Here is a 22,048-nt window from a genome sequence, read left to right on the forward strand (position 1 = left end):
GCAGCCGAAACGAGCCAAGTCAATCTCCCGGATGGCGGCGGCTGCGCCGACGCCGACGAATCGAAAGGTATGTGTCTTGGATCCAATCCTCCTGGTCGGCTTTCCGGCGGTCGGCGATTTCGTCCGCTGTCATTCGGCCATCCGCATCCTCGCGGAGCGGTTTCCCGAGCGCCCGATCGATGTCGTGACCTCGCCCGGCAACGTCTCTTTTGCGCGGTTCATGCCGCATGTCCGCAAAGCCTGGCCCCTGAAGAAACGGCATATGGAGCTCGGCCTGGCCGAGCGCCGCAGCCTGGTGCGCGAGCTTCGCCAGCAGAACTATGGCGCGGCCTATCTCATGACGAGCTCAATCAAAGCCGCCCTGATACCTTTCATGGCCGGCATACCGGAGCGCATCGGCTACCCGCAGGAGCTGCAGTTCGGGTTGGTCAATCGCTTCCCAGCCGGCTGGCTGCGCCATTTGTGGGCGTTCGGTCCGCGCAAGACGCGTCTCTATGAGGAGGTTTGCTCCATCGCCACCCTAGACGCGAGGCCGGCCAACGTCGATTGGCCAGCGCCGCAGCTGGTCATCCCGGCCGCGGAATTGGATGAATGGCGCAGCCGTGCCGGGGTCGAGGCCGGCAAGCCGGCACTGGCAATCTTCACCGGAGACATGACGAGCTCCCGATCGTGGCCAATGGAGCGCTTTATCTCGGTCGCCAAGGACCATTCCAATCGCGGCTGGGCGGTATGGATCGTCGGCGGTCCTCGCGAACACGATGCGGCGAACCGAATTCGCGCCGAGCTGCCGCAAGCGGTCGATTTCACCACGACGCCGCTGCTCGACGTGATGTATCAGCTTGGCGCGTCGGCGCTGTTCCTTGGCGTCGATGGCGGCATGTCTCATGCTGCCGCGGCCTTGAATGTTCCCTGCGTGCAGATCTTCGGCTCGAACCTTTCCTACATACATGGGCCGGTCAACGACCATGTCCGCTTTCTCGAGCCGCCCATTTCGACCCCGAGCTGGATCGAGGATACATCGGGGGTCAGCGAGGAACGGGTGCGCGAGGCGCTGGCCGGTGCCTTCGCGGAACCGCGCCGCCAGCAAGGCGCCTGATATCAGCTACTCCTCTTGCGCCGCTCCGAAACCCGCACCCATGGTGGCGCGTGCCGCGCTCGCCCAGGGCGTTGCGTGATTGTCGATGCGCATCTGGAAGATGAAATAGGTCGGCGAGCAGAAGCCGATGCCTTTCACCTTGGCGGCGCCCGGCGTGTCCGCCGGCAGCGACTGGCACATATAGTCCTCGCGGCAGAAATGGTCCGCCGAGCAGGCCGGCCGGTTGCCGCGATTGACGGCGCCGCCGAGGCACTGGTCGAAATTGTTTGTCGCCACGCAGGTATCGAACTTCTTGCCGCCGACCAGTCCGCAGATCTCGTTCGGCATCGGCTTGCCGGCCTTGAAGGCGGCGAAGCTGCGGTCCTTGTCGTCGCAAGCTCGATAGGCGATGCCGGCCGGCACGCCGATCTTCGGCGGCCGACAGGTGTAGGCGGTGCGTGAAATGTCGGAGGCGAACGCGGCGAACTGGCCGGTCACGGTGTAGCGATCGTTGAAGGGCTGCGCTTCATTGCTGGCGATCGAGCCGCTCAGGCACGGATGGCCGGAAAACATCGCCTTGCTGTCCTTGGGCAGCAGGCATTGCGCCAGCCTGGTGCGCACGCCCGAAGCCGTGGCGAGCGGCGTGCAGATGGTGCCACCGCCGCACTGCCAGGTCTGGCCGAAGCGGGCGGCGTCCTCCGGCATCAGGCACGGCATCGCCATCTCGGCCGGCACGTAGGAGACTTCGCCGGCATCCCTCCATTCGGCCGGCGGTGCGAATGAGAACGGGCGGAAGCGGTTCGGCTCCTTGCCCTCGGTCACGGCGCGCAGCCAGGCCTCGCGGCGCGTGATCTCGGCATGGAGATGCGGCGAGATGCCGACCTCGATGCGGTTGAGCGGCGACGTTGTCCTGTCGTCGAGGCCGATGAAATGGAAGCCGGCGGTGGAGCCGGCCTGATGGCAGCCCTGGCAGGCGCCGTTGTCCAGCCGTTCGACCAGCGCCTCCGGCGTGCGCGCCAGCTTCAACCCGGAATAGTCGAGCCCGGCGAAATCCGTGGGCTCGAACAGCGACGTAAACGGATGGTTGGCCTGCCTGGCGCTGCCGAAGGTCGACCATGAGATGACCTTCTTCGCCAGGAATTCGTCCGGCATCTCATAGACGCCGAGATCGACCGCGCCGACATTGGCCCGGACATAGTCGGCGAGCTTTTTCTTGAGCACGGCATCTTCCGACAGCCGCGCGACGTCAGGCGTGTTCTCCAGCGGCTTTTCGCTGCCTGTGGCGCCACCGATCCCAAAAATCCGCATGAGGTAGGCGGCCTGCCCGCCGAATTCGGTCTCCTGGCCGGAGGGAAAGCGCACCACTTGCGCGTTGAGTTCCAGCTGCTTGAAGGTCAGTTCTTCCGGCTCCAGCGGCCCGCCGGCCAGCCAGCCGGCATCGACGGCCTCGTCGAGCTGCGGCGTCCAGCGCCCGGCAACCCCGACGCAACCGCCGTCGACATCCGGAGCGACGCTGTAGACGGCATTGAAATTGAACGGCAGGCGCGAGGCCAGGACCTTGCCGTTCTTCCTGAAACTGTAGGCCAGGCGGTAGATGAAGCGCACCTCGCCGCAACTCTTGTCGCCGTTCAAAGTGGCGAAGTCGCGCCGGTCGAGACGGTTGACGACGCCGACCAGGCGGAAGCGAGCCGCGTCCGTCTTCAGCCAGCGCATGTCCATGATGCGGCCGACATTGCCGTCGGTGACCTCGTAGAGGTTGCGCCCGCCGGCCTTCATCTCGGCGCGCAGGCCGGCGACATCGCCCGCCACCATCTCGACGATGGCGTGATAGGCGGGTGCCTCGTCGTAGAGTGTCTTCAAATCATCCTTGCCGTCGACGCTGAACACGCCGGCGAATGAGAATCCCTTGGCATCGAGCGCGGCAAGCACGGACGGATCGTCGACGATGGTCACCGGCTGCTCAGCGCGAGCGCCGCACGGTACCAACAGCGCGACGACAGCCGCAATGACGAGAGCGAACCGCCCCATCAGATGGCATCCGCCTGTTTTGCTTCAACCAGTTCCTGCAGCACCGGCACCATGGCCAGCGGCAGGTCCTCCGCGATCAGCCCGGGACCGAAGCGGCCGCCAGCCTCGGCATGGATCCAGACCGCCGCCGCCGCCGCTGCGAACACTGCCATGCCTTGCGCCAGAAGGCCGGCGATGATGCCCGCCAGCACGTCGCCCGACCCGGCCGTGGCAAGCCAGGGCGCGCCGTTGCCGTTGATGGCCGCGAGGCCGTTCGGTGCCACAATCACCGTATCGGCGCCCTTGTAGACGACGACCGCATTGGCTCGCTGGGCGGCTGCGCGCGCCTTGGCTAGTTTGGAGAGGTTTTTGTCTGCGGCAATGTCCGGAAACAGGCGAGCAAACTCACCTTCATGCGGTGTCATCACCAATGCGGGCGCGTGCGGCTCGTGAGTAGCTTCAAAGAGGCTCGCAGGCTCATCGCGAAACGAGGTGATGCCATCGGCATCGAGGACCAGCCCGCCGATCCCGCTGGCAGCGCCTTGCCGCCCGGCTCGCAGTATCGCCAAGGCAACATCCCGTGTCCTCTCGCCAACGCCGAAGCCAGGTCCGAGAACAAAGGCCGAAGGCCGGCGCTCGCCGATGAAGTTGTTCAGGTCGGCTACGGTGTCGGTCCTGCGCAGCATGATCGCGGTCAGGTGCGCGGCATTTATCTGCATGGCGTCCGCTGGCGACAGCACGGTTACCGCTCCTGCCCCTGCCCTCGCGGCGGCAAGCGCCGACAAGCGCGCGGCGCCGGTTGTCGACGGCCCGCCGGAAAACACCCCGGCATGGCCACGTTTGTATTTGTGCGCGTCGGTGGCCGGAACTGGCAAGTTCCCGACCCAGAGAGCCGGCTTATTCTCAAACGTTCTTGGAATGAGGTCGTTGAAGACCCTGTCGGGGATGCCGATGTCGGCAAGCACGATCTCACCGCAGAGTTCGCGACCTGGCAGCAGCAGATGCCCGGGCTTTTTTCGAGCGAAGGTAACGGTGATGTCGGCCCGAAAAGCTTCTTCCCCAAGCACTGCACCGGTATCGCCGGAGACTCCCGAAGGCAAATCGATTGCAACAACCGGCAAGAGCAGGGATTTGGCAAAATCGATGGCGTTCGTAGCGTCGACGGGCAGCGACTTCGACAGTCCTGCCCCGTAGAGCGCATCGACGACGATTGAGCCGAAATCAGGGGCAAAAGCCGTCAGCGGCCTCGGCGCGACCGGGCACTCCGCCGCGGCAATCGCGGCGTCGCTGCCGGCCCGCGGCTTGCCCGATACCCACATCGCGACATCGACGCCGGCCTCGGCCAGCAACCGCGCCACGACATAGCCGTCGCCGCCATTGTTGCCGGGGCCGCACAGCACATGTACGGGCGTCGCGGCCGGGTAACGCGCCAGCACAACGGCCGCGACCGCCGCGCCGGCCCGCCGCATCAGGCCGATGCCGTCGAACGGGCCGGTCGCGATTGCCAGCCGGTCGGCCTCGGCCATTTCAACCGGAGATAAAAGTTCGTTGCTCATGGATTGCCGTCCGCCCTCCGGTGAAGCATTGTCCAGTTTTCGATTTGAAGCAAACAGCGAACACTGCCATTGCCTATAAACGCATCGTTCGATGCGATGCGCCAACTGGCAAAACTGCCTGCAGATTGCGCTATTTGCCTAATTATTGTGCGGACGGGAGGGTCAGCAATGTATAGGCTTCGAGCGTCGATGACGCTTCCAATGCAGCGAATGACGCGAATGCGCATCGGGACGCGGCATGGTAGTGAAATCGCCCAATGGCGCTTCGAATCCGTCCGGACTGGCACAGTTCGTGCTTGATCGAAGCGCAAGCGGGGCACACAACCCGTCTTTTTGGCAGTGGAGGCCACGTTTTACATGAAAAAGATCGAAGCGATCATCAAGCCATTCAAGCTGGACGAAGTGAAGGAAGCGCTTCAGGAGGCCGGACTGCAAGGCATCACCGTGACCGAGGCCAAGGGCTTCGGCCGGCAGAAGGGCCATACCGAACTCTATCGCGGCGCCGAATATGTCGTCGACTTCCTGCCCAAGGTGAAGATCGAGGTGGTGCTGGGCGACGACGCCGTCGAAGGCGCCATCGAGGCCATCCGCAAGGCGGCGCAGACCGGCCGCATCGGCGACGGCAAAATCTTCGTCTCCAACATCGAGGAAGTCGTGCGCATCCGTACCGGTGAGACCGGGATGGACGCCGTCTGACGCCTTTCTGCAACGTCATCATCAAAAAAACGTCACACAGGGATACATGACATGACGACAGCCAAAGACATCATGAAGCAGATCAAGGACAACGACGTAAAGTTCGTCGACCTGCGCTTCACAGATCCGAAGGGCAAGCTGCAGCACGTAACCATGGATGTCGTCGAGGTCGAGGAAGACATGTTCGCCGACGGCGTCATGTTCGACGGCTCCTCGATTGCGGGCTGGAAGGCGATCAACGAGTCCGACATGGTGCTGATGCCCGATCCCGACACGGTGCACATGGATCCGTTCTTCGCCCAGTCGACCATGGTCATCCTCTGCGACATCCTCGATCCGGTCTCCGGCGAATCCTACAACCGCGACCCGCGCGGCACCGCCAAGAAGGCCGAGGCCTACATGAAGTCGGAAGGCATCGGCGACCAGATCTTCGTCGGTCCGGAAGCCGAGTTCTTCGTGTTCGACGACGTCAAGTACAAGGCCGATCCCTACAATACCGGCTTCCGCCTGGACTCCACCGAACTGCCGTCCAACGACGACACCGACTACGAGACCGGCAATCTCGGCCATCGCCCCCGCATCAAGGGCGGCTACTTCCCCGTGCCGCCGATCGATTCCGCTCAGGATATGCGCTCGGAAATGCTGACCGTGCTCGCCGAAATGGGCGTGCGCGTCGAGAAGCATCACCATGAGGTCGCCGCCGCGCAGCACGAGCTCGGCATCAAGTTCGACACGCTGGTGCGCAACGCCGACAAGATGCTGATCTACAAGTACGTCGTGCATCAGGTCGCCAACGCCTACGGCAAGACGGCCACCTTCATGCCGAAGCCGATCTTCGGCGACAACGGTTCGGGCATGCACGTCCACCAGTCGATCTGGAAGGGCGGCAAGCCGACCTTCGCCGGCAATGAATATGCCGGGCTGTCGGAGAGCTGCCTCTACTACATCGGCGGCATCATCAAGCACGCCAAGGCGATCAACGCCTTCACCAACCCGCTGACCAACTCCTACAAGCGCCTGGTGCCGGGCTACGAGGCGCCGGTGCTGCTCGCCTATTCGGCGCGCAACCGCTCGGCGTCCTGCCGCATTCCGTTCGGCTCGTCGCCGAAGTCGAAGCGCGTCGAGGTCCGCTTCCCCGATCCGGGCGCGAACCCCTACCTCGCCTTCGCCGCCATGCTGATGGCCGGCCTCGACGGCATCAAGAACAAGATCCACCCGGGACAGCCGATGGACAAGGATCTCTATGACCTGCCGCCGAAGGAGCTGAAGAAGATCCCGACCGTCTGCGGCTCGCTGCGCGAAGCGCTGCAGAGCCTCGACAAGGACCGCGGCTTCCTCAAGGCCGGCGGCGTTTTCGACGACGACCAGATCGACAGCTACATCGAGCTGAAGATGGCCGAGGTGATGCGCTTCGAGATGACCCCGCATCCGGTCGAATACGACATGTACTACTCGATCTAAACTTCTGATCGGATTGAGATTTGAAGCCCTCGGAGGTCTCCTCCGGGGGCTTTTTCATTGTCGTCCATGGTGATGATGCGAGCTATCGCGAGCCGGTGCTCAACAGGCGACGCGCAGGCTTGCCGTCAGCGTGTTTCCCCGCGTGCGCGATTTCCGTGCCGCCGCTTGGGCGATCTCCATGCAAAAAAAGCCCCGGCGTTTCCGCCGGGGCCTTCTGGTCGCAGAGTATTCTGTTGCGGCGCGAACGCGCGCCGAGCGGATCAGGCGGCAGCCGAAACCTGGCCGCTGGCCGGTACCGCCGCGATCGTCTTCAGTATCTGCGAAGCGATCTGGTAGGGGTCGCCCTGCGAGTTCGGACGGCGATCTTCCAGATAGCCCTTGTAGTCGTTCTTGACGAACGAGTGCGGCACGCGGATCGAGGCGCCGCGGTCGGCGATGCCGTAGCTGAACTTGTTCCACGGCGCGGTCTCGTGCTTGCCGGTCAGACGCTTGTCGTTGTCCGGGCCGTAGACGGCGATGTGATCCATCAGGTTCTTGTCGAACTCAGCCATCAGCGCTTCGAAATAGGCCTTGCCGCCGACTTCGCGCATATAGGCGGTCGAGAAGTTGGCGTGCATGCCCGAGCCGTTCCAGTCGGTGTCGCCGAGCGGCTTGCAGTGGTACTCGATGTCGATGCCGTACTTCTCGGTCAGGCGCTGCAGCAGGTAGCGAGCCATCCACATCTGGTCGGCGGCCTTCTTGGAGCCCTTGCCGAAAATCTGGAATTCCCACTGGCCCTTGGCCACCTCGGCGTTGATGCCTTCATGGTTGATGCCGGCGGCGAGGCACTGGTCGAGATGCTCCTCGACGATCTGGCGCGCGACCGAGCCGACGTTCGAGTAGCCGACGCCGGTATAGTACGGGCCCTGCGGCGCCGGGTAGCCGCTCTCGGGAAAGCCGAGCGGACGGCCGTCCTTGTAGAAGAAATACTCCTGCTCGAAGCCGAACCAGGCGCCCTCGTCATCGAGGATGGTGGCGCGCTTGTTGGAGACATGCGGCGTCACGCCATCGGGCATCATCACTTCGCACATCACCAGCACGCCGTTGGTGCGGGCCGGATCCGGGAACACGGCGACCGGCTTCAGCACGCAGTCGGAGCTGTGGCCTTCGGCCTGCTGGGTCGAGGAGCCGTCGAAGCCCCACAGCGGCAGCTGCTCGAGCGTCGGGAACTCGGCAAATTCCTTGATCTGGGTCTTGCCGCGAAGATTGGGGACCGGTGTGTATCCGTCGAGCCAGATATACTCGAGCTTGTATTTGGTCATTCTAGAGCCTCTCGTTGCTTGATCACCGCGCCGGGCGACGACGCATGGCCGGGCCGAGCCGACCTGCCGCGTCTTAAAAAGCAATTCGTGTGCCACTCCGGCAGTGGTGGGTGCGGCAAAATGGTCGTCACAAAGCGCTGAATTTGCTGAGCCGCCTCAGCGATGCGTTCAGATCGATCAAAAGCATAGTTTGCACAAAAATAGTGCAAATATTGATCTTTTTGTGGGCATATTGCCTAAATGAGTCGCAACCACTATCTTGGAAAGTAGATGAATCGACAGGCTCCTGGAGAAGAAGGGAGATCGCCAATGCAAGTCACCCCGCCCCGTCCGTCGGCAAAGATTTTGATGTTCCCCCTGGCAGGGCGCAAATCTGCCTCAAATTTAGGCGCAAAGGCCAAGTTCGCGGCAGAGCTTGCCTCGCTGCGCAACACGCATGCCGATTTTGATGGCTGGTACCACGAGGCGGCGATTGAGGAAGAGAGCACGCAGCGCAAGAGCTGATCGAGCCCTCCAGGGATTTCAGGATGGGAAAAGCCCGGCGTGATCGCTCACGCCGGGCTTTTGCTTTGAGCGCCTGGGCAGCGCCTACTGCTTGGTGTTGAGGTCGGTTCCCAGCGTATCCCTGACGAAGATCATGCCGATGATCAGCGACATGGCGGCGATCACCACCGGGTACCAGAGGCCGTAATAGATATCGCCCTTGTAGGCGCTGAGCGCGAATACCGTCGCCGGCAAGAGACCGCCGAACCAGCCATTGCCGATGTGGTAGGGCAGCGACATGCCGGTGTAGCGGATGCGGGTCGGGAACATCTCGACCAGGATCGCCGCGATCGGCCCGTAGACCATGGTGACGAACAGCACGAGGATGAACAGGATGCCGATGGTCATCGGCCAGTTCACCGCCGCCGGATCGGCGAACATGGCAAACGCGCCGCCGCCCGGAATGCTGTAGACGGTGATCTCGGGCGCACCCGCCGCCTCATCCTTGGTCAGCAGCTTGTCCTTGACGGCCTGGTCGACAGCAACCGTCGTCTTCTCGCCGCCGCGGATCGCCGCCGCGTCGAGCTTGAGCTCGGGATTGGCCGCGACAAAGGCGTCGAGCTTCTGGTCCGGCACCTTGGCCGCCGCGCGCTTCAGCGGATAACCGCCGTCCCGCAACGACATGTTGACCGCCTTGACGAAGGCAGCGTCCTTGGCCTTGGCCTGATCGCCGGCGGCGACGGCGTCGTAGGACTCCACCGTCTCATTGCCGATCTTGACCGATGCGGCCGTTCCGGGTGCCGCCGTCGTGACCACGTCGTAAGGCACCGAGTTCTTGGTCAGGAACGACGTGGCGATATCGCAGGACGTCGTGAACTTCGCCGTGCCGACCGGGTTGAACTGGAACTTGCAGTCGCCGGGCGCCGCGGTCACCGTCGCACGGGTGTTCTGCTGCGCGGTGGCGAGCGCCGGATTGGCAGCCCAGGTCAGTGCCTTGAACAGCGGGAAGGTGCAGACGATGCCCAAGGCGAGGCCGGCCATGATGATCGGCTTGCGGCCGATCTTGTCGGATAGCCAGCCGAACACGACGAAGAAGATCGAGCCGATCGCCAGCGCCACCGCGATCATGATGTTGACCGACTGCGGGTCGACCTTCAGCACGTTCTGCAGGAAGAACAGCGCGTAGAACTGGCCGTTGTACCAGATCACGGCCTGGCCGGCGGTGAGGCCGAGCAGCGCCAGCAGCGCGATCTTGGCATTCTTCCACTGGCCGAAGGCTTCCGAGAGCGGTGCCTTCGAACCCTTGCCTTCCTCCTTCATGCGCTGGAACGTCGGCGACTCCGAGAGCGAGAGCCGGATCCAGATCGAGATGGCGAGCAGCAGGAAGGAGACGATGAAGGGAATGCGCCAGCCCCAATCGGCATAGGTTTCCTTGCTCATCGACCCCTGCACGATGAGGATGACGATCAGCGACAGGAACAGACCGAGCGTCGCCGTCGTCTGGATCCAGGAGGTGTAGAAGCCGCGGCGATCGTCGGGGGCATGTTCGGCGACATAGGTGGCGGCGCCGCCATACTCGCCGCCGAGCGCCAGGCCCTGCAGCATGCGCAGCCCGATAAGGATCACCGGCGCGGCGATGCCCCAGCTGGCATAGCCTGGCAAGAGACCGACCAGGAAGGTCGACAGGCCCATGATCGTCATGGTGACGAGGAAGGTGTATTTGCGGCCGACAAGATCGCCGATGCGGCCGAACAGCAGAGCGCCGAAGGGGCGGACCAGGAACCCGGCGGCGAAGGCGAGCAGCGCGAAGATGTTGCGCGTCGCTTCCGGCGCCGAGGAGAAGAAGGTGGCGCCGATGAAAGCCGCCAGCGAGCCGTAGAGATAGAAGTCGTACCATTCGAAAACGGTGCCGAGCGAGGAAGCGAAGATGACCTTCTTCTCCTCCCGCGTCATGCCGCGGCTTGTTCCGCCGGCGGTCGATGCCATTGCCATTGAAAAGTCCTCCCGTGAGATCCCGTCTGTCCGCGATGGCTGCGCGCCATCGTCCACCTCTCCTCCGAGAGCAGACTCAAAGACGCAGCCACAGGTAAAAAGTGGCAGAAAGCGCCGGCGAAAGGCACCGCGACGATGGGATTATGACTTTCGTATTAGGTGCAGTGCGAAAGCGGAGCGCTGCGCTCAGGCTTTCAGCGCCTCGAGCAGGCCGATGGCCGCCAACATGTCGCGCTTGCGGGCCGAGCGGCGCGCCACGGCCTCGGCGTCCTGGCCCCAATGCTCGATCTGCCAGTCCTCGTCGACATGGGCTGCGGCCCAGGCCGTTTCGCCATCGAGTTCGCCGAAATCGACAGCCATGGCCAGCAGCGCTGATCCGGTCAGCGAGGTCATGACATGGATGGCGGCGAGCCGCAGCGGCTCGTTGCGCTGCGCAAGATGGGCGCCGAGCACGGCGATGGTCTCGCGCGGCTGCTCGACATGAACGATGCCCTCGGCGAGAAGGAAGCGGGCGCCAAGCGCGCCGCGCGCCCAGTCGATGACCGGGTCCCAAAGCTGGTTCTGCCGGTCTACCAGCCCTTGCGGGCCATCGGCGCGGTAGCAGAGCAAGTCGGACGAGGCGAAGCGCAGGATATCCTCCAGCACCGCCTGAGGATCGCTGGCGACGCCGTCGACGGCGGTATTGACGAGGCGCATGACTGGCATGGTGACGGGGTCAATGACCTCGCCTTGCGCGTCGAACTCGCCGGCAACCAGGGCCGCCGCCTTTTCGGTTGGCAGGGCCAGCAGTGCCTTGCCCGGCGTGCGTACCGGCCTGCCGTCGAGATGGACGGCGAAGCCTTCCTCAACCGGCGCGAGCGAGACGGCCTTGTAGAAGCGCTTCGGCAGCGGCGTCTTCATCTGGATCTGGGCGCGGCGCACGGGATCGGGATCGGAGAGCTGCTTTCCCGCTTCGAGGTCATTGAGGATGTCGCGCATGTCGAACTCCTTACGCTGGAACCTGCCTGCGCGGCCGGTTGACGATGATCAGGCCGGCGGCGATCAGGCCGAGCGCCAGGAAGATCCTGACCGTCGGTGGTTCGCCCAGCAGCACCGCGCCGCACAGAACGCCGAAGACGGGGGACAGGAAGGCGAAGCTCGACAGGCCGGCCGCCGGATAGCGCGTGAGCAGCCAGAACCACAACACATAGGTGAATGCGACGATATAGAAAGACTGGAACAACAGCGCCAGGGTCGGCAAGGCGGTGACCGCGCGGATCGGCGGGCCGGCGAAAGGCATTACCAGCAAACCGACAACAGCTGCGCCAGCCAGCTGGTAGAGCAGCAGTTTCTCGGCGCTGGTCTCGACCAGTTTCGACCGCTTGATGACGATGCTGGTCATCGCCCACAGGATCCCCGACCCGAGGCTGAGCAGATCACCGGTGAGTGTGACATTGTTGCCGGCAACGATGCCGTCGGAAAAGACCGCCGCAAGGCCGCAGAAGGCCAGAACCAGTCCGCCCAGCTTGCGCGCGTTGATGCGCTCGCCGAGCAGGAAATGACCGCCGATCAAGACCCAGAACGGCATGGTGTTGACCAGCAGCGTGTTGCGGGCAACGGTTGTGTATTCCAGCCCGATATAGAGGCACAGGAACTCGACCCCGAAGAGCACCCCGACAATGATGCCGGCGACAAGCGTCCCGTCCGCTTCGAACAGCTTGATGCCGCGGAGCCGACACCAGCCGAGCACGCAGAGCCCGCCGAGGATCGAGCGCGCGATCGAAACGAAGACGGGATCATAGCCGGCGTAGGAGACCTTGGCGGCGACATAGTTCAGCCCCCAGGAGAAGGTCAGCCCGACCATGATCGCGGCGGCCGCCATGTCGACCGCATCGCGGCGGTCGAGCGTGCCGGTGACGCCGCTCACCCCTCCTCCTCCGCGCTCTGCTCATCGAAGCCGATCAGATTCCAGCTCTGGCGCATATGCGGCGGCATCGGCGCGGTGACGTCGATGACGCCCTTGTCCGGGTGCGGGATGAGGATGCGGCGCGCATGCAGATGCAGTCGGTTCTGCATACCGCCTGGAAAATCCCAATTGGTATCGGCCTCGAAATATTTGGGATCGCCGATGATAGGGCAGCCGATATGAGCGGCGTGGACGCGCAGCTGATGGGTGCGGCCGGTATAGGGCTCCATCTCCAGCCAGGACAGCGATTGCGCCGCCTGCTCGACGACGCGGTAGTAGGACACCGCATGGTCGGCGCCCTTCTCGCCGTGCTTGGCGATGCGCACGCGGTCGCCATCCGGCGTCGGCTCCTTGATCAGCCAGGTCGAGATCTTGTCCTCGCGCTTCGGCGGCACGCCCTTGACCAGCGCCCAGTAGGTCTTCTTGGTCTCGCGCGCCCGGAAGGCTTCCGACAGCTTCATCGCCGCAAGGCGGGTGCGGGCGACGACCAGTACGCCGGAGGTGTCGCGGTCGAGCCGGTGCACCAGGCGCGGCTTCTCGCCCTTCTGGTTGCGCCAAGCCTCCAGCATGTCGTCGACATTGCGGGTGACGCCGGAGCCGCCCTGCACGGCGAGCCCCGCCGGCTTGTTGAAGACGAAGACCTTCGCATCCTCGTGCAGAAGCATCTTGGCGAGCACATCGGCGTCGCCCTGGTTGCGGATCGAATGGCCGGTGAGCGGCGCATCGCCCTTCTTGTCGACCTCGAGCGGCGGAACGCGAACCGTCTGGCCGGGCTCGACGCGGGTGTCGGCCTTCACCCTGCTGCCGTCGACGCGGATCTGGCCGGAGCGCAAGAGCTTCTGCAAATGGCCGAAGCCGAGACCCGGAAAATGGGTCTTGAACCAGCGGTCGAGCCGCATGCCCGCCTCGCCGGCTTCCACCGTGATCTGTTCAACGCCTGCCATTTGTCTCGCTTTGCCTCTTCGGAAGCGGGGGCAATAGCACTAATGCATGTCGCCCAAAAGTGTTTGGCGGTTTTGGGACAACGACATGCATGAACAAACCTAAGGCAGGCTTCTTGCGAGCCAAAGACCCAGAAACAGGGCGAGGATCGCGCCAATGACGCTGGCGAGCGCATATCCGAACGCCGGCAGCGTTGCGCCGCGCTCCCAAAGCGTGGCGAAATCGAGCGAAAAGGCCGAGAAGGTGGTGAAGCCGCCGAGGATGCCGGTGGCCACGAACAGCCGCACCTCGTTCGAGCCGCCGCGCCGCGCGAGCACGGCGATGAACAGGCCCATGACGAACGAGCCGAGGATGTTGATCGCCATCGTGCCCCAGGGATAGTTGGGGCCGACCAGGCGCAGGGCGCCCATATTGGTCAGGTGGCGGATGCCGGCGCCGATGCCGCCGCCGATGACAACGAGAAGTAGATTGGCCATGGCGGCTTTCTGCCGTTGCCGGATTGCCCGGTCAATCCCTCTCGATGGCGGAGGGAACCGCGCAGATCGTCGAGCGCGTCAGAAACCGCCTCTCGCGGCCATTGTCGAGCGAGAACATGCCGCCCCTGCCCGGCACCACGTCGATGATCAAATTCGTGTGTTTCCAGGCCTCGTACTGTGAGGCGCTTATATAGACCGGCGTGTCGCCGATCTCGCCCAGCATGACGTCGCCGTCGCCGACGATGAAATCGCCGCGCGGGTAGCACATCGGCGAGGAGCCGTCGCAGCAGCCGCCGGATTGATGGAACAGAACCGGGCCGTGATCGGCGATGATCTCGGCGAGGAACGCCTCGGCCTCCGGCGTGGCGGACACTTTGCCCAGCGATTTCTTGTCCAAGATATCCTCCCCCTGTTTGAAGGGGGGACGCGGCGAACCGCGCCCTCCCCGCACCTCGGGATTCGATCAGAAGAAGCCGAGCTTCTTCGGGCTGTAGCTGACCAGCATGTTCTTGGTCTGCTGGTAGTGGTCGAGCATCATCTTGTGCGTCTCGCGGCCGATGCCGGACTGCTTGTAGCCGCCGAACGCCGCATGCGCCGGATAGGCGTGGTAGCAATTGGTCCACACGCGACCGGCCTGGATGGCGCGGCCGAAGCGGTAGCAACGGTTCGCATCGCGGCTCCAGATGCCGGCGCCGAGGCCGTAGAGCGTATCGTTGGCGATCGACAGCGCCTCGTCATCGTCCTTGAAGGTCGTGACCGACACCACCGGTCCGAAAATCTCCTCCTGGAAGATGCGCATCTTGTTGTGGCCGCGGAACACGGTAGGCTTGACGTAGTAGCCGCCGGCAAGGTCGCCCGGCAGGTGGTTCTGTTCGCCGCCGGCTAGCACCTCGGCCCCTTCCTGGCGGCCGATGTCGAAGTAGCTCAGGATCTTTTGCAGCTGCTCGCTCGACGCCTGCGCGCCGATCATCGTGGCGGGGTCGAGCGGATCACCCTGGACGATCGCCTCGACACGCTTCAGCGCCCGCTCGATGAACTTGTCGTAGATCTTCTCATGCACCAGCGCCCGGCTCGGGCAGGTGCAGACCTCGCCCTGGTTGAGCGCGAACATCACAAAGCCCTCGATCGCCTTGTCGAAGAAGTCGTCGTCCTCCGCCGTCACATCCTGGAAGAAGATGTTGGGCGACTTGCCGCCGAGCTCCAGCGTCACCGGAATCAGATTCTGGCTGGCATATTGCGAGATCAGCCGGCCCGTCGTCGTTTCGCCGGTGAAGGCGATCTTGGCGATGCGGTTGGACGACGCCAGCGGCTTGCCGGCCTCGAGCCCGAAACCGTTGACGATGTTGAGCACGCCCTCCGGCAGAAGGTCGCCGACGAGGTCGGCCCACAGCATGATGGTCGCCGGTGTCTGCTCGGCCGGCTTCAGCACCACGCAATTGCCGGCGGCGAGCGCCGGCGCCAGCTTCCACACCGCCATAAGCAGCGGGAAATTCCAAGGGATGATCTGGCCGACGACGCCGAGCGGTTCGTGGAAATGATAGGCGACGGTGTCGTGGTCGATCTCGGAGATCGAACCCTCCTGGCTGCGCAGGACGCCGGCGAAATAGCGGAAATGGTCGATGGCCAGGGGCAGGTCGGCCGCGGTCGTCTCACGGATCGGCTTGCCGTTGTCCCAGGTCTCGGCCAGCGCCAGCAGGTCGAGATTGTCTTCCATGCGGTCGGCGATGCGGTTGAGGATGAGCGCGCGGGCGGCTGGACTTGTCCTGCCCCAGGCGTCCTTGGCCTTGTGCGCGGCGTCGAGCGCCGCCTCGATGTCGCTGGCGTCCGACCGGGCGATCTCGCCCAGCGGCCCGCCGGTCACCGGCGAGATGTTCTCGAAGTATTTTCCGGAAAGCGGCGCCACCCATTTGCCGCCGATGAAGTTGTCGTAGCGCTTGGCGAAGGGAACCTTGGCCGTGCGGGAAAATTCCACCTTGTTCATTGTCTGCCTCCCAGCAAAACAGCGCCACGGAATGTGTCGCGTCGCGGGAGACAGTCGCGGATGGCTTTTAGCTTGTCAGCCCGGGGTCGGACGATCGCAGCTGCCGAGTGTCGCAGAACTGCGACAGGTCGGGTCCGGGAAAATCAATGGGTGCGGTGGATGCCGAAACGGGCGAGCTTGCGGTGCAGCGTGGCGCGGGAAATGCCGAGGTTCTGGGCCGCGGCGGAGACGTTGCCGCCGGTGCGTGCAATTGCGCGCTGCACCACACCGCGCTCGGCATCATCCAAATCCTCGGAGGTCTTGGCTGCATCGCCGAGGAGATCGGCGGCAAGCAGCCCCTTGGCAAGGGCTTCTCGGGTTATGCCGAGCGCAAGACGCGCGGAGCGCGTCGCACCGACAACCAGATCGTCGGCATCGACGGCAATGAACGCGCCGGCGCCGCGCTCGGCGACCGGAGCGAGCAGGATGCGGGCGTTGGAGTACACCATGCGGAAATTCTCCGCCTCGATCCGGCGGGCGGCGTCACCGACCGCAACCGCGATGAGCTGGACAAAACCTTCCGTCAGATCCGACCGGCAGGACGACACGTCGAGCGCCGCCGCCAGATTGCCTTCGTGGTCGTAGACCGGCGCCGTGGTGCAGCTGAGCAGCGTGTTGCGTGAGAAGAAGTGCTGGTCGCGATGGATGGTCAGCGCCCGCTGGTCGGCGATACAGGTGCCGATCCCGTTGGTGCCTTCGCTGTCCTCGCTCCACACCGTGCCGGTCCACAGGCCCCATTCGTCGAACGTCTCGTCGTCGGCGACCGCGCCCCTGCGCTCGATGGGGATGCCATTCCGGTCGGCCAGCATCACACAGCAGCCGACGCCGCCGACTGCGAGATAGAGCCGGTTGAGACTTGCCTCGGCGGCGCGGGCCAGTGGCTCCATGCGCTGCCTGGCCAGCATCAGCTCGGCTTCGGTCAACCGCTTTGGCGCCTTGCGCTCGGCCGGATCGAGACGGTGCAGCTGGAGAGAACGCCGCCATGAGGCGACCAGCGCCGAATGGGCCGCGTCGCTCCTGGCGATCGAGGCCTGGACATGATCCGCATGATCGGCTGTCTGCCGCCCGCTCAAAATCCTATCCTCCCGGCGGCGGATCTCCTCCGCCCGTCGTTATATTCCGAGGAATATATCCGACATATGCAGTTTTAAAGGATCAGAGCCAGTCGGCGCTATAAGACGATGGTTCAAGACGGCTGCAGGCCTGCCGGGCAGCCCGCCGACCCACGGCCAGGATCAGTTCGCCCCGGCCTTCTTCGGCTTGCTGGAGCCGATCATCTTCCAGTTCTTGTAGAACATGGCGTTGACGCGCTCGACGCTGACCGAGACGATCGCGAGAAGACCGGCGATCAGGCCCGGGAACGGGGACGGGCGGATGATGTCCATGAAGACGCAGTAGCGTCGCCCGTCATACTCGTTGACCGAGCGGTGCAGCAGCGTGTCGTCGAAAATGTAGAGCGGATTGTCGTGCCAGTAGTTCCTGGCGTCGTTGCACTCGACGAAAATCTCGGCCTTCACCGGCAGCAAATTGTAGAGAATGCGCAGGCTGAGCCGAAGCGGACCGAAATGCCAGGAGGTCGATTCCTTGCCCCTGAAGACGGATACGGCGATGGTCTTGATGTATTTGAAATCCTTGTTGAATTCCGCCACGTTGTCGATCTTGTGCTTGCCGTACCACTGATAGACATACATGCCGCGCCGGCCGGTGCCGAAATTGGCGTCGATATCGGCGATGATCTCGTCCTTGCGCGCCTTGAAGACGTCGAGAACCTCGTTGACCTCTCGCTGATAGTCGGCGGGAAACTGCTCCAGCTTCCAGACGCCAGGGTTCCGGTAGCAAAGCAGGTCGACCAGCAGGTTGAACGGTGACAGCAGCCAGGTGAAGAGGCCGTTGCCGAGAAAATAACCGCGGAACAGCGACAGGGTCTTGTTCTTGTTGCGCAGCACGTCGATCAGGCCGCAGACGATCCAGATCGTCGTCAGGATCGGAATGAAGTAGAAGCCGAGCGCGAGAAGCGGAACCGCTATGATCAGCTGGCGGAGGGATTTGCGAAGGGTTTTTGTCATTGGTTGCTCGCGCCGGGCGCGATTCCTGTTCCGAATGATTATCGCCAAAGGCTCTTGGCCGCGACCACCACCCAGGTCGTGCGCCTTGATAAGGTCTTTTGTTGCTCGGCACAATGCCGTCGCATACGGCCCGAATGGTCGATGGCTGTTGCCAACAAGAATATTTGGAGTCGGCTGCTCCACTTAAGGTCAATGCGCTGTCGGCAGGCTGAGGTCGTCCCATTTCTCCTGCGGCACGGCATCGCCGACCAGGAACTCGGAGCGTCGGCGCTTCGCCTCGCTTGGCCAGCCTCGCGCTCGCTGTCAGGACCATGAAAAAAGCCCCGTTTCCGGGGCTTTTTTCGATCGTGAGGGCCGTCAGCCCTTGCGCGGCAACTGCGGCACAAGGCTGCGCTTGCCGCCGTCCTTGCCCTTCGGCTCCGGCTTCTGCGCCACCGCCTTCTTGGCCGCGGGTTTCTTTGCCGCCTTGCGGGGCTTCGGCGCTTCTTCCGGCTCTTCCTTCTTCGGCTTCACCGGCGCTTCGTCGGCCAGCGATTCGAGCTTCAGGCCGGTCTCGCCGGTTTCCTTCTTCTCGACGGTGACGCGCACCGTGCCGCCCTTCTTGAGCTTGCCGAACAGCACCTCGTCGGCCAGCGGCTTCTTGATGTGCTCTTGGATGACGCGGCCGAGCGGACGGGCACCCATGCGCTCGTCATAGCCCTTGTCGGCCAGCCAGGCGATCGCGTCCGGCGACAGGTCGAAGGTGACGCCGCGCTCGGAGAGCTGGGCCTCCAACTGCATGACGAACTTCTGCACCACCTGATGGATGACCGGCACCGGCAGCGAGCCGAACGGGATGATCGCATCGAGGCGGTTGCGGAACTCCGGCGTGAACAGCCGGTTGATCGCCTCGACATCGTCGCCTTCGCGCTTGGTCGAGCCGAAGCCGATCGCTGCGCGCTGCGCATCCGACGCACCCGCATTGGTTGTCATGATCAGGATGACATTGCGGAAGTCGATCTGCTTGCCGTTGTGGTCGGTCAGCTTACCGTGGTCCATCACCTGCAACAGGATGTTGAACAGGTCCGGATGCGCCTTCTCGACCTCGTCGAGCAGCAGCACGCAGTGCGGATGCTGGTCGACGCCGTCGGTGAGCAGGCCGCCCTGGTCGAAGCCGACATAGCCGGGAGGCGCGCCGATCAGCCGCGAGACGGTGTGGCGTTCCATGTATTCCGACATGTCGAAGCGGATCAGTTCGACTCCCAGCGAGGCGGCGAGCTGCTTGGCCACTTCCGTCTTGCCGACGCCGGTCGGGCCCGAGAACAGATAGGAGCCGATCGGCTTTTCGGGTTCACGCAGGCCGGCGCGCGCCAGCTTGATCGCCGAGGTCAGCGCGGTGATCGCGGTGTCCTGGCCGTAGACGACACGCTTCAGCTCGACGTCGAGACCCTGCAGCACCTTCTCGTCGTCGGCCGAAACCGTCTTCGGCGGGATGCGCGCCATGGTGGCGATCGTGGCTTCGATTTCCTTGATGCCGATCGTCTTCTTGCGCTTGGCCTCAGGCACCAGCATCTGCGAGGCGCCGGTCTCGTCGATCACGTCGATCGCCTTGTCTGGCAGCTTGCGGTCGTTGATGTAGCGCGCCGAAAGCTCGACCGAGGCCTTGATCGCCTCGCTCGTGTAGCGGACCTTGTGGAACTCCTCGAAATAGGGCTTGAGGCCCTTCATGATCTCAATGGCGTCCTCGATGGTCGGCTCGTTGACGTCGATCTTCTGGAAGCGCCGCACCAAAGCGCGGTCCTTCTCGAAGAACTGGCGGAACTCCTTGTAGGTGGTCGAGCCGATGCAGCGGATGGCGCCCGACGACAGCGCCGGCTTCAGCAGGTTCGACGCGTCCATGGCGCCGCCTGATGTGGCCCCTGCCCCGATCACGGTATGGATCTCGTCGATGAACAGCACCGCGCCCGGATAGTCCTCGAGTTCCTTGACGACCTGCTTCAGCCGCTCCTCGAAGTCGCCGCGATAGCGCGTGCCGGCAAGCAGCGTGCCCATGTCGAGCGCGAAGATGGTGGCGTTGTGCAGCACCTCCGGCACGTCGCCTTCGACGATGCGCTTGGCCAGGCCCTCGGCGATCGCCGTCTTGCCGACGCCGGGATCGCCGACATAGAGCGGGTTGTTCTTGGAGCGGCGGCACAGCACCTGGATGGTGCGGTTGATCTCCGACTCGCGGCCGATCAGCGGATCGATCTTGCCGGCCTTGGCCTTGTTGTTGAGGTTGATGCAATAGGCCGTCAGCGCGTCCTGCTGCTGCTTCTTCTTGCCGTTCTCCTCCTGCGGCTCGGCGCTGTTCTGGCCGCCCTGCTCGTCATCGGCGCCGCGCGGGGTGCGGCTCTCCGACGCGCCGGGGCGCTTGGCGATGCCATGCGAGATGTAGTTGACCGCGTCGTAGCGGGTCATCTGCTGTTCCTGCAGGAAATAGGCGGCGTGGCTCTCGCGCTCGGCGAAGATGGCGACAAGCACGTTGGCGCCCGAGACCTCCTCGCGGCCGGACGACTGCACGTGGATGACGGCGCGCTGGATGACGCGCTGGAAACCGGCGGTCGGCTTGGAATCCTCGTCATAGCCGGTGACGAGATTGTCGAGCTCGGTGTCGATATAGGTGAGAACCGTGTGCTTCAATTCGTCGAGGTCGACGTTGCAGGCGCGCATGACGGCGGCCGCCTCGGTGTCGTCGATCAACGCGAGCAGCAGGTGTTCGAGTGTTGCGTATTCATGGTGCCGCTCATTGGCGAGCGTCAGCGCCTGATGTAGCGCCTTTTCCAGGCCTTGGGAGAAAGCCGGCATGTTACCTCACTTCTTCTCCATCACGCATTGCAGCGGATGCTGATTCTGTCGGGCGAAATCCATGACCTGGGACACTTTGGTCTCGGCCACCTCGAATGTATAGACCCCGCACTCGCCCACTCCATGATTGTGAACATGAAGCATGATGCGTGTGGCGGCTTCGCGGTCCTTCTGGAAAAAACGCTCCAGCACGTGAACCACGAACTCCATGGGCGTGTAGTCGTCGTTGAGGATGAGGACCCGGTAGAGACTGGGCTTCTTGGTCTTGGTTTTGGTGCGCGTGATGACGGCCGTACCGCGACCGGCCTCGTTGCCGTCGCCTTCACTCTGCATCCGCACCACGCCTGCCGTGGCAGTCAAACCGATCGTCACGTAGTCCTGCCTTTTTCGAATCCCCATGCGAGTTCGACATGTAGGTGTTCGATGGACGATTTTAAGCCCTTCTGTTTAGCTGACAATATGGCTAGGTGGGCAAACTTCAGCGATTTTCGCAATCGTGAAGGCAGCAAAGCCGCCGGATTGAAGTGAACATGAAAAAACCCGGCCGCGCATCCGCGACCGGGTCTGTCGTGCAGGCCGGCTGGCCTAATTTCAGTGCCTTGCGGCGAAATTACTTCGCCTTGGCGACGATCGATTCGAACGGCTTGTAGGCTTCCTTGGCGAGCTCGGCATAGAGGTCGCCGATCTTTGCGGCCTCGGCTACGAAGCTCTCGTAGCTCTGCTTGGCGTAGTCGGACTGGATCTCGATCGCCTTGTCCAGCGACTTGGCCGAGAACAGCTTCTCGAAGGCGGCGCTGCCGGCCTCGAAGCTCTTCTTGGTGTACTCGCCCGCTTCGGTGGCGATCGCCTGCGCGCCCTTGGTGAGCGAAGCAAAGCTCTTCAATCCGGTGTCGGCAAATTCCTTGCCGTATTTGCTGAAGTCCTCGTAGGTCTGGGCCATTTCACGCTTCCCTTCGTGGTTGAAACGCCCTTTTGCCCCGGGCGCCCTTGTGCAATGCACCGTAAATATATTGTGCGATGCACAAAAGTCAAGTTTTTGCCTGTTTGCTGGGCATAGGCGGACGGGAAGAGTCCAAAATTCGAATAAAAAGCGGTTCAAATCGCCAGAAAATGGTGAACGCGGCGGTTACCATAAACGGATTGGTAACGCTGGCCGCGATAGCTTGACCGGAAGCGAGGCAGGCTCACGCCGCCGCCTCCGGGGC

19 protein-coding genes are annotated in these 22,048 nt (G+C 63.5%); 4 read left to right on the forward strand and 15 right to left on the reverse strand.

Going from position 1 to position 22,048, the window contains the following annotated elements:
* The first annotated feature begins 76 nt into the window (after window positions 1-76).
* Window positions 77-1,096: a lipopolysaccharide heptosyltransferase II gene (gene waaF / locus PU724_RS13025; RefSeq protein WP_354421658.1), complete on the forward strand. Its 1,020-nt coding sequence runs from the start codon at window positions 77-79 to the stop codon at window positions 1,094-1,096.
* Between the two features lie 6 nt (window positions 1,097-1,102).
* Here waaF and PU724_RS13030 read toward each other — a convergent pair whose 3' ends face one another.
* On the reverse strand, window positions 1,103-3,103 hold the full coding sequence (locus PU724_RS13030; protein ID WP_354421656.1) for a hypothetical protein: 2,001 nt from the start codon (window positions 3,101-3,103) through the stop codon (window positions 1,103-1,105).
* Entirely contained in the window at window positions 3,103-4,638 is a 1,536-nt protein-coding gene (locus PU724_RS13035) for an NAD(P)H-hydrate dehydratase (RefSeq protein ID WP_354421654.1), read from the reverse strand. The genes PU724_RS13030 and PU724_RS13035 overlap by 1 nt, the downstream gene beginning before the upstream one ends.
* 357 nt (window positions 4,639-4,995) lie before the next feature.
* Between PU724_RS13035 and PU724_RS13040 the strand changes: the two genes are divergently transcribed.
* Together PU724_RS13040 and glnA are read left to right on the forward strand one after the other, a co-directional pair.
* Window positions 4,996-5,334 (forward strand): P-II family nitrogen regulator, encoded by a 339-nt coding sequence (locus tag PU724_RS13040; protein WP_006205430.1) that lies wholly within the window; start codon window positions 4,996-4,998, stop codon window positions 5,332-5,334.
* A 51-nt stretch (window positions 5,335-5,385) separates the two neighbouring features.
* Window positions 5,386-6,795 (forward strand): type I glutamate--ammonia ligase, encoded by a 1,410-nt coding sequence (glnA, locus tag PU724_RS13045; RefSeq protein ID WP_127286113.1) that lies wholly within the window; start codon window positions 5,386-5,388, stop codon window positions 6,793-6,795.
* 260 nt (window positions 6,796-7,055) lie between these two features.
* On the opposite strand, the gene PU724_RS13050 is transcribed toward glnA, so the two are convergent.
* Window positions 7,056-8,096 carry a glutamine synthetase beta-grasp domain-containing protein gene (locus PU724_RS13050; protein WP_292348912.1) on the reverse strand — a complete coding sequence of 347 codons (1,041 nt, stop codon included), beginning with the start codon at window positions 8,094-8,096 and terminating at the stop codon, window positions 7,056-7,058.
* A 309-nt stretch (window positions 8,097-8,405) separates the two neighbouring features.
* Between PU724_RS13050 and PU724_RS13055 the strand changes: the two genes are divergently transcribed.
* On the forward strand, window positions 8,406-8,600 hold the full coding sequence (locus tag PU724_RS13055) for a DUF2735 domain-containing protein (RefSeq protein ID WP_354421651.1): 195 nt from the start codon (window positions 8,406-8,408) through the stop codon (window positions 8,598-8,600).
* Window positions 8,601-8,684: 84 nt separating this feature from the next.
* Here the strand turns inward: PU724_RS13055 and PU724_RS13060 are convergent, their stop codons facing one another.
* The 12 genes from PU724_RS13060 to PU724_RS13115 form a co-directional block, all read right to left on the reverse strand.
* Window positions 8,685-10,571: an MFS transporter gene (locus tag PU724_RS13060; RefSeq protein ID WP_292169103.1), complete on the reverse strand. Its 1,887-nt coding sequence runs from the start codon at window positions 10,569-10,571 to the stop codon at window positions 8,685-8,687.
* Window positions 10,572-10,757: 186 nt separating this feature from the next.
* Entirely contained in the window at window positions 10,758-11,549 is a 792-nt protein-coding gene (locus PU724_RS13065) for an ATP12 family chaperone protein (RefSeq protein ID WP_320320898.1), read from the reverse strand.
* Window positions 11,550-11,559: 10 nt separating this feature from the next.
* Window positions 11,560-12,432 carry a DMT family transporter gene (locus PU724_RS13070; protein WP_292103462.1) on the reverse strand — a complete coding sequence of 291 codons (873 nt, stop codon included), beginning with the start codon at window positions 12,430-12,432 and terminating at the stop codon, window positions 11,560-11,562.
* 41 nt (window positions 12,433-12,473) lie between these two features.
* On the reverse strand, window positions 12,474-13,460 hold the full coding sequence (locus PU724_RS13075) for an RluA family pseudouridine synthase (RefSeq protein ID WP_292169105.1): 987 nt from the start codon (window positions 13,458-13,460) through the stop codon (window positions 12,474-12,476).
* Window positions 13,461-13,559: 99 nt separating this feature from the next.
* On the reverse strand, window positions 13,560-13,934 hold the full coding sequence (gene crcB, locus PU724_RS13080; protein WP_292169106.1) for a fluoride efflux transporter CrcB: 375 nt from the start codon (window positions 13,932-13,934) through the stop codon (window positions 13,560-13,562).
* 31 nt (window positions 13,935-13,965) lie between these two features.
* On the reverse strand, window positions 13,966-14,334 hold the full coding sequence (locus tag PU724_RS13085) for a DUF779 domain-containing protein (RefSeq protein WP_292169122.1): 369 nt from the start codon (window positions 14,332-14,334) through the stop codon (window positions 13,966-13,968).
* 63 nt (window positions 14,335-14,397) lie between these two features.
* Window positions 14,398-15,915, reverse strand: a complete 1,518-nt coding sequence (adh, locus tag PU724_RS13090; protein ID WP_354421648.1) for an aldehyde dehydrogenase — start codon at window positions 15,913-15,915, stop codon at window positions 14,398-14,400.
* A gap of 143 nt (window positions 15,916-16,058) precedes the next feature.
* Window positions 16,059-17,027 (reverse strand): helix-turn-helix domain-containing protein, encoded by a 969-nt coding sequence (locus PU724_RS13095; RefSeq protein WP_354421646.1) that lies wholly within the window; start codon window positions 17,025-17,027, stop codon window positions 16,059-16,061.
* A 162-nt stretch (window positions 17,028-17,189) separates the two neighbouring features.
* Window positions 17,190-18,020: an aspartyl/asparaginyl beta-hydroxylase domain-containing protein gene (locus tag PU724_RS13100; protein ID WP_128275797.1), complete on the reverse strand. Its 831-nt coding sequence runs from the start codon at window positions 18,018-18,020 to the stop codon at window positions 17,190-17,192.
* 357 nt (window positions 18,021-18,377) lie between these two features.
* Entirely contained in the window at window positions 18,378-20,843 is a 2,466-nt protein-coding gene (clpA, locus tag PU724_RS13105; RefSeq protein ID WP_354421643.1) for an ATP-dependent Clp protease ATP-binding subunit ClpA, read from the reverse strand.
* A gap of 6 nt (window positions 20,844-20,849) precedes the next feature.
* Window positions 20,850-21,176, reverse strand: coding sequence for an ATP-dependent Clp protease adapter ClpS (clpS, locus tag PU724_RS13110; RefSeq protein ID WP_187331408.1), 327 nt, complete (start codon window positions 21,174-21,176; stop codon window positions 20,850-20,852).
* 277 nt (window positions 21,177-21,453) lie between these two features.
* On the reverse strand, window positions 21,454-21,783 hold the full coding sequence (locus tag PU724_RS13115; protein ID WP_292169111.1) for a phasin family protein: 330 nt from the start codon (window positions 21,781-21,783) through the stop codon (window positions 21,454-21,456).
* Between the last annotated feature and the right edge of the window lie 265 nt (window positions 21,784-22,048).

Source organism: Mesorhizobium abyssinicae (assembly GCF_049887195.1).
Classification (GTDB): Bacteria; Pseudomonadota; Alphaproteobacteria; order Rhizobiales; family Rhizobiaceae; genus Mesorhizobium; species Mesorhizobium abyssinicae.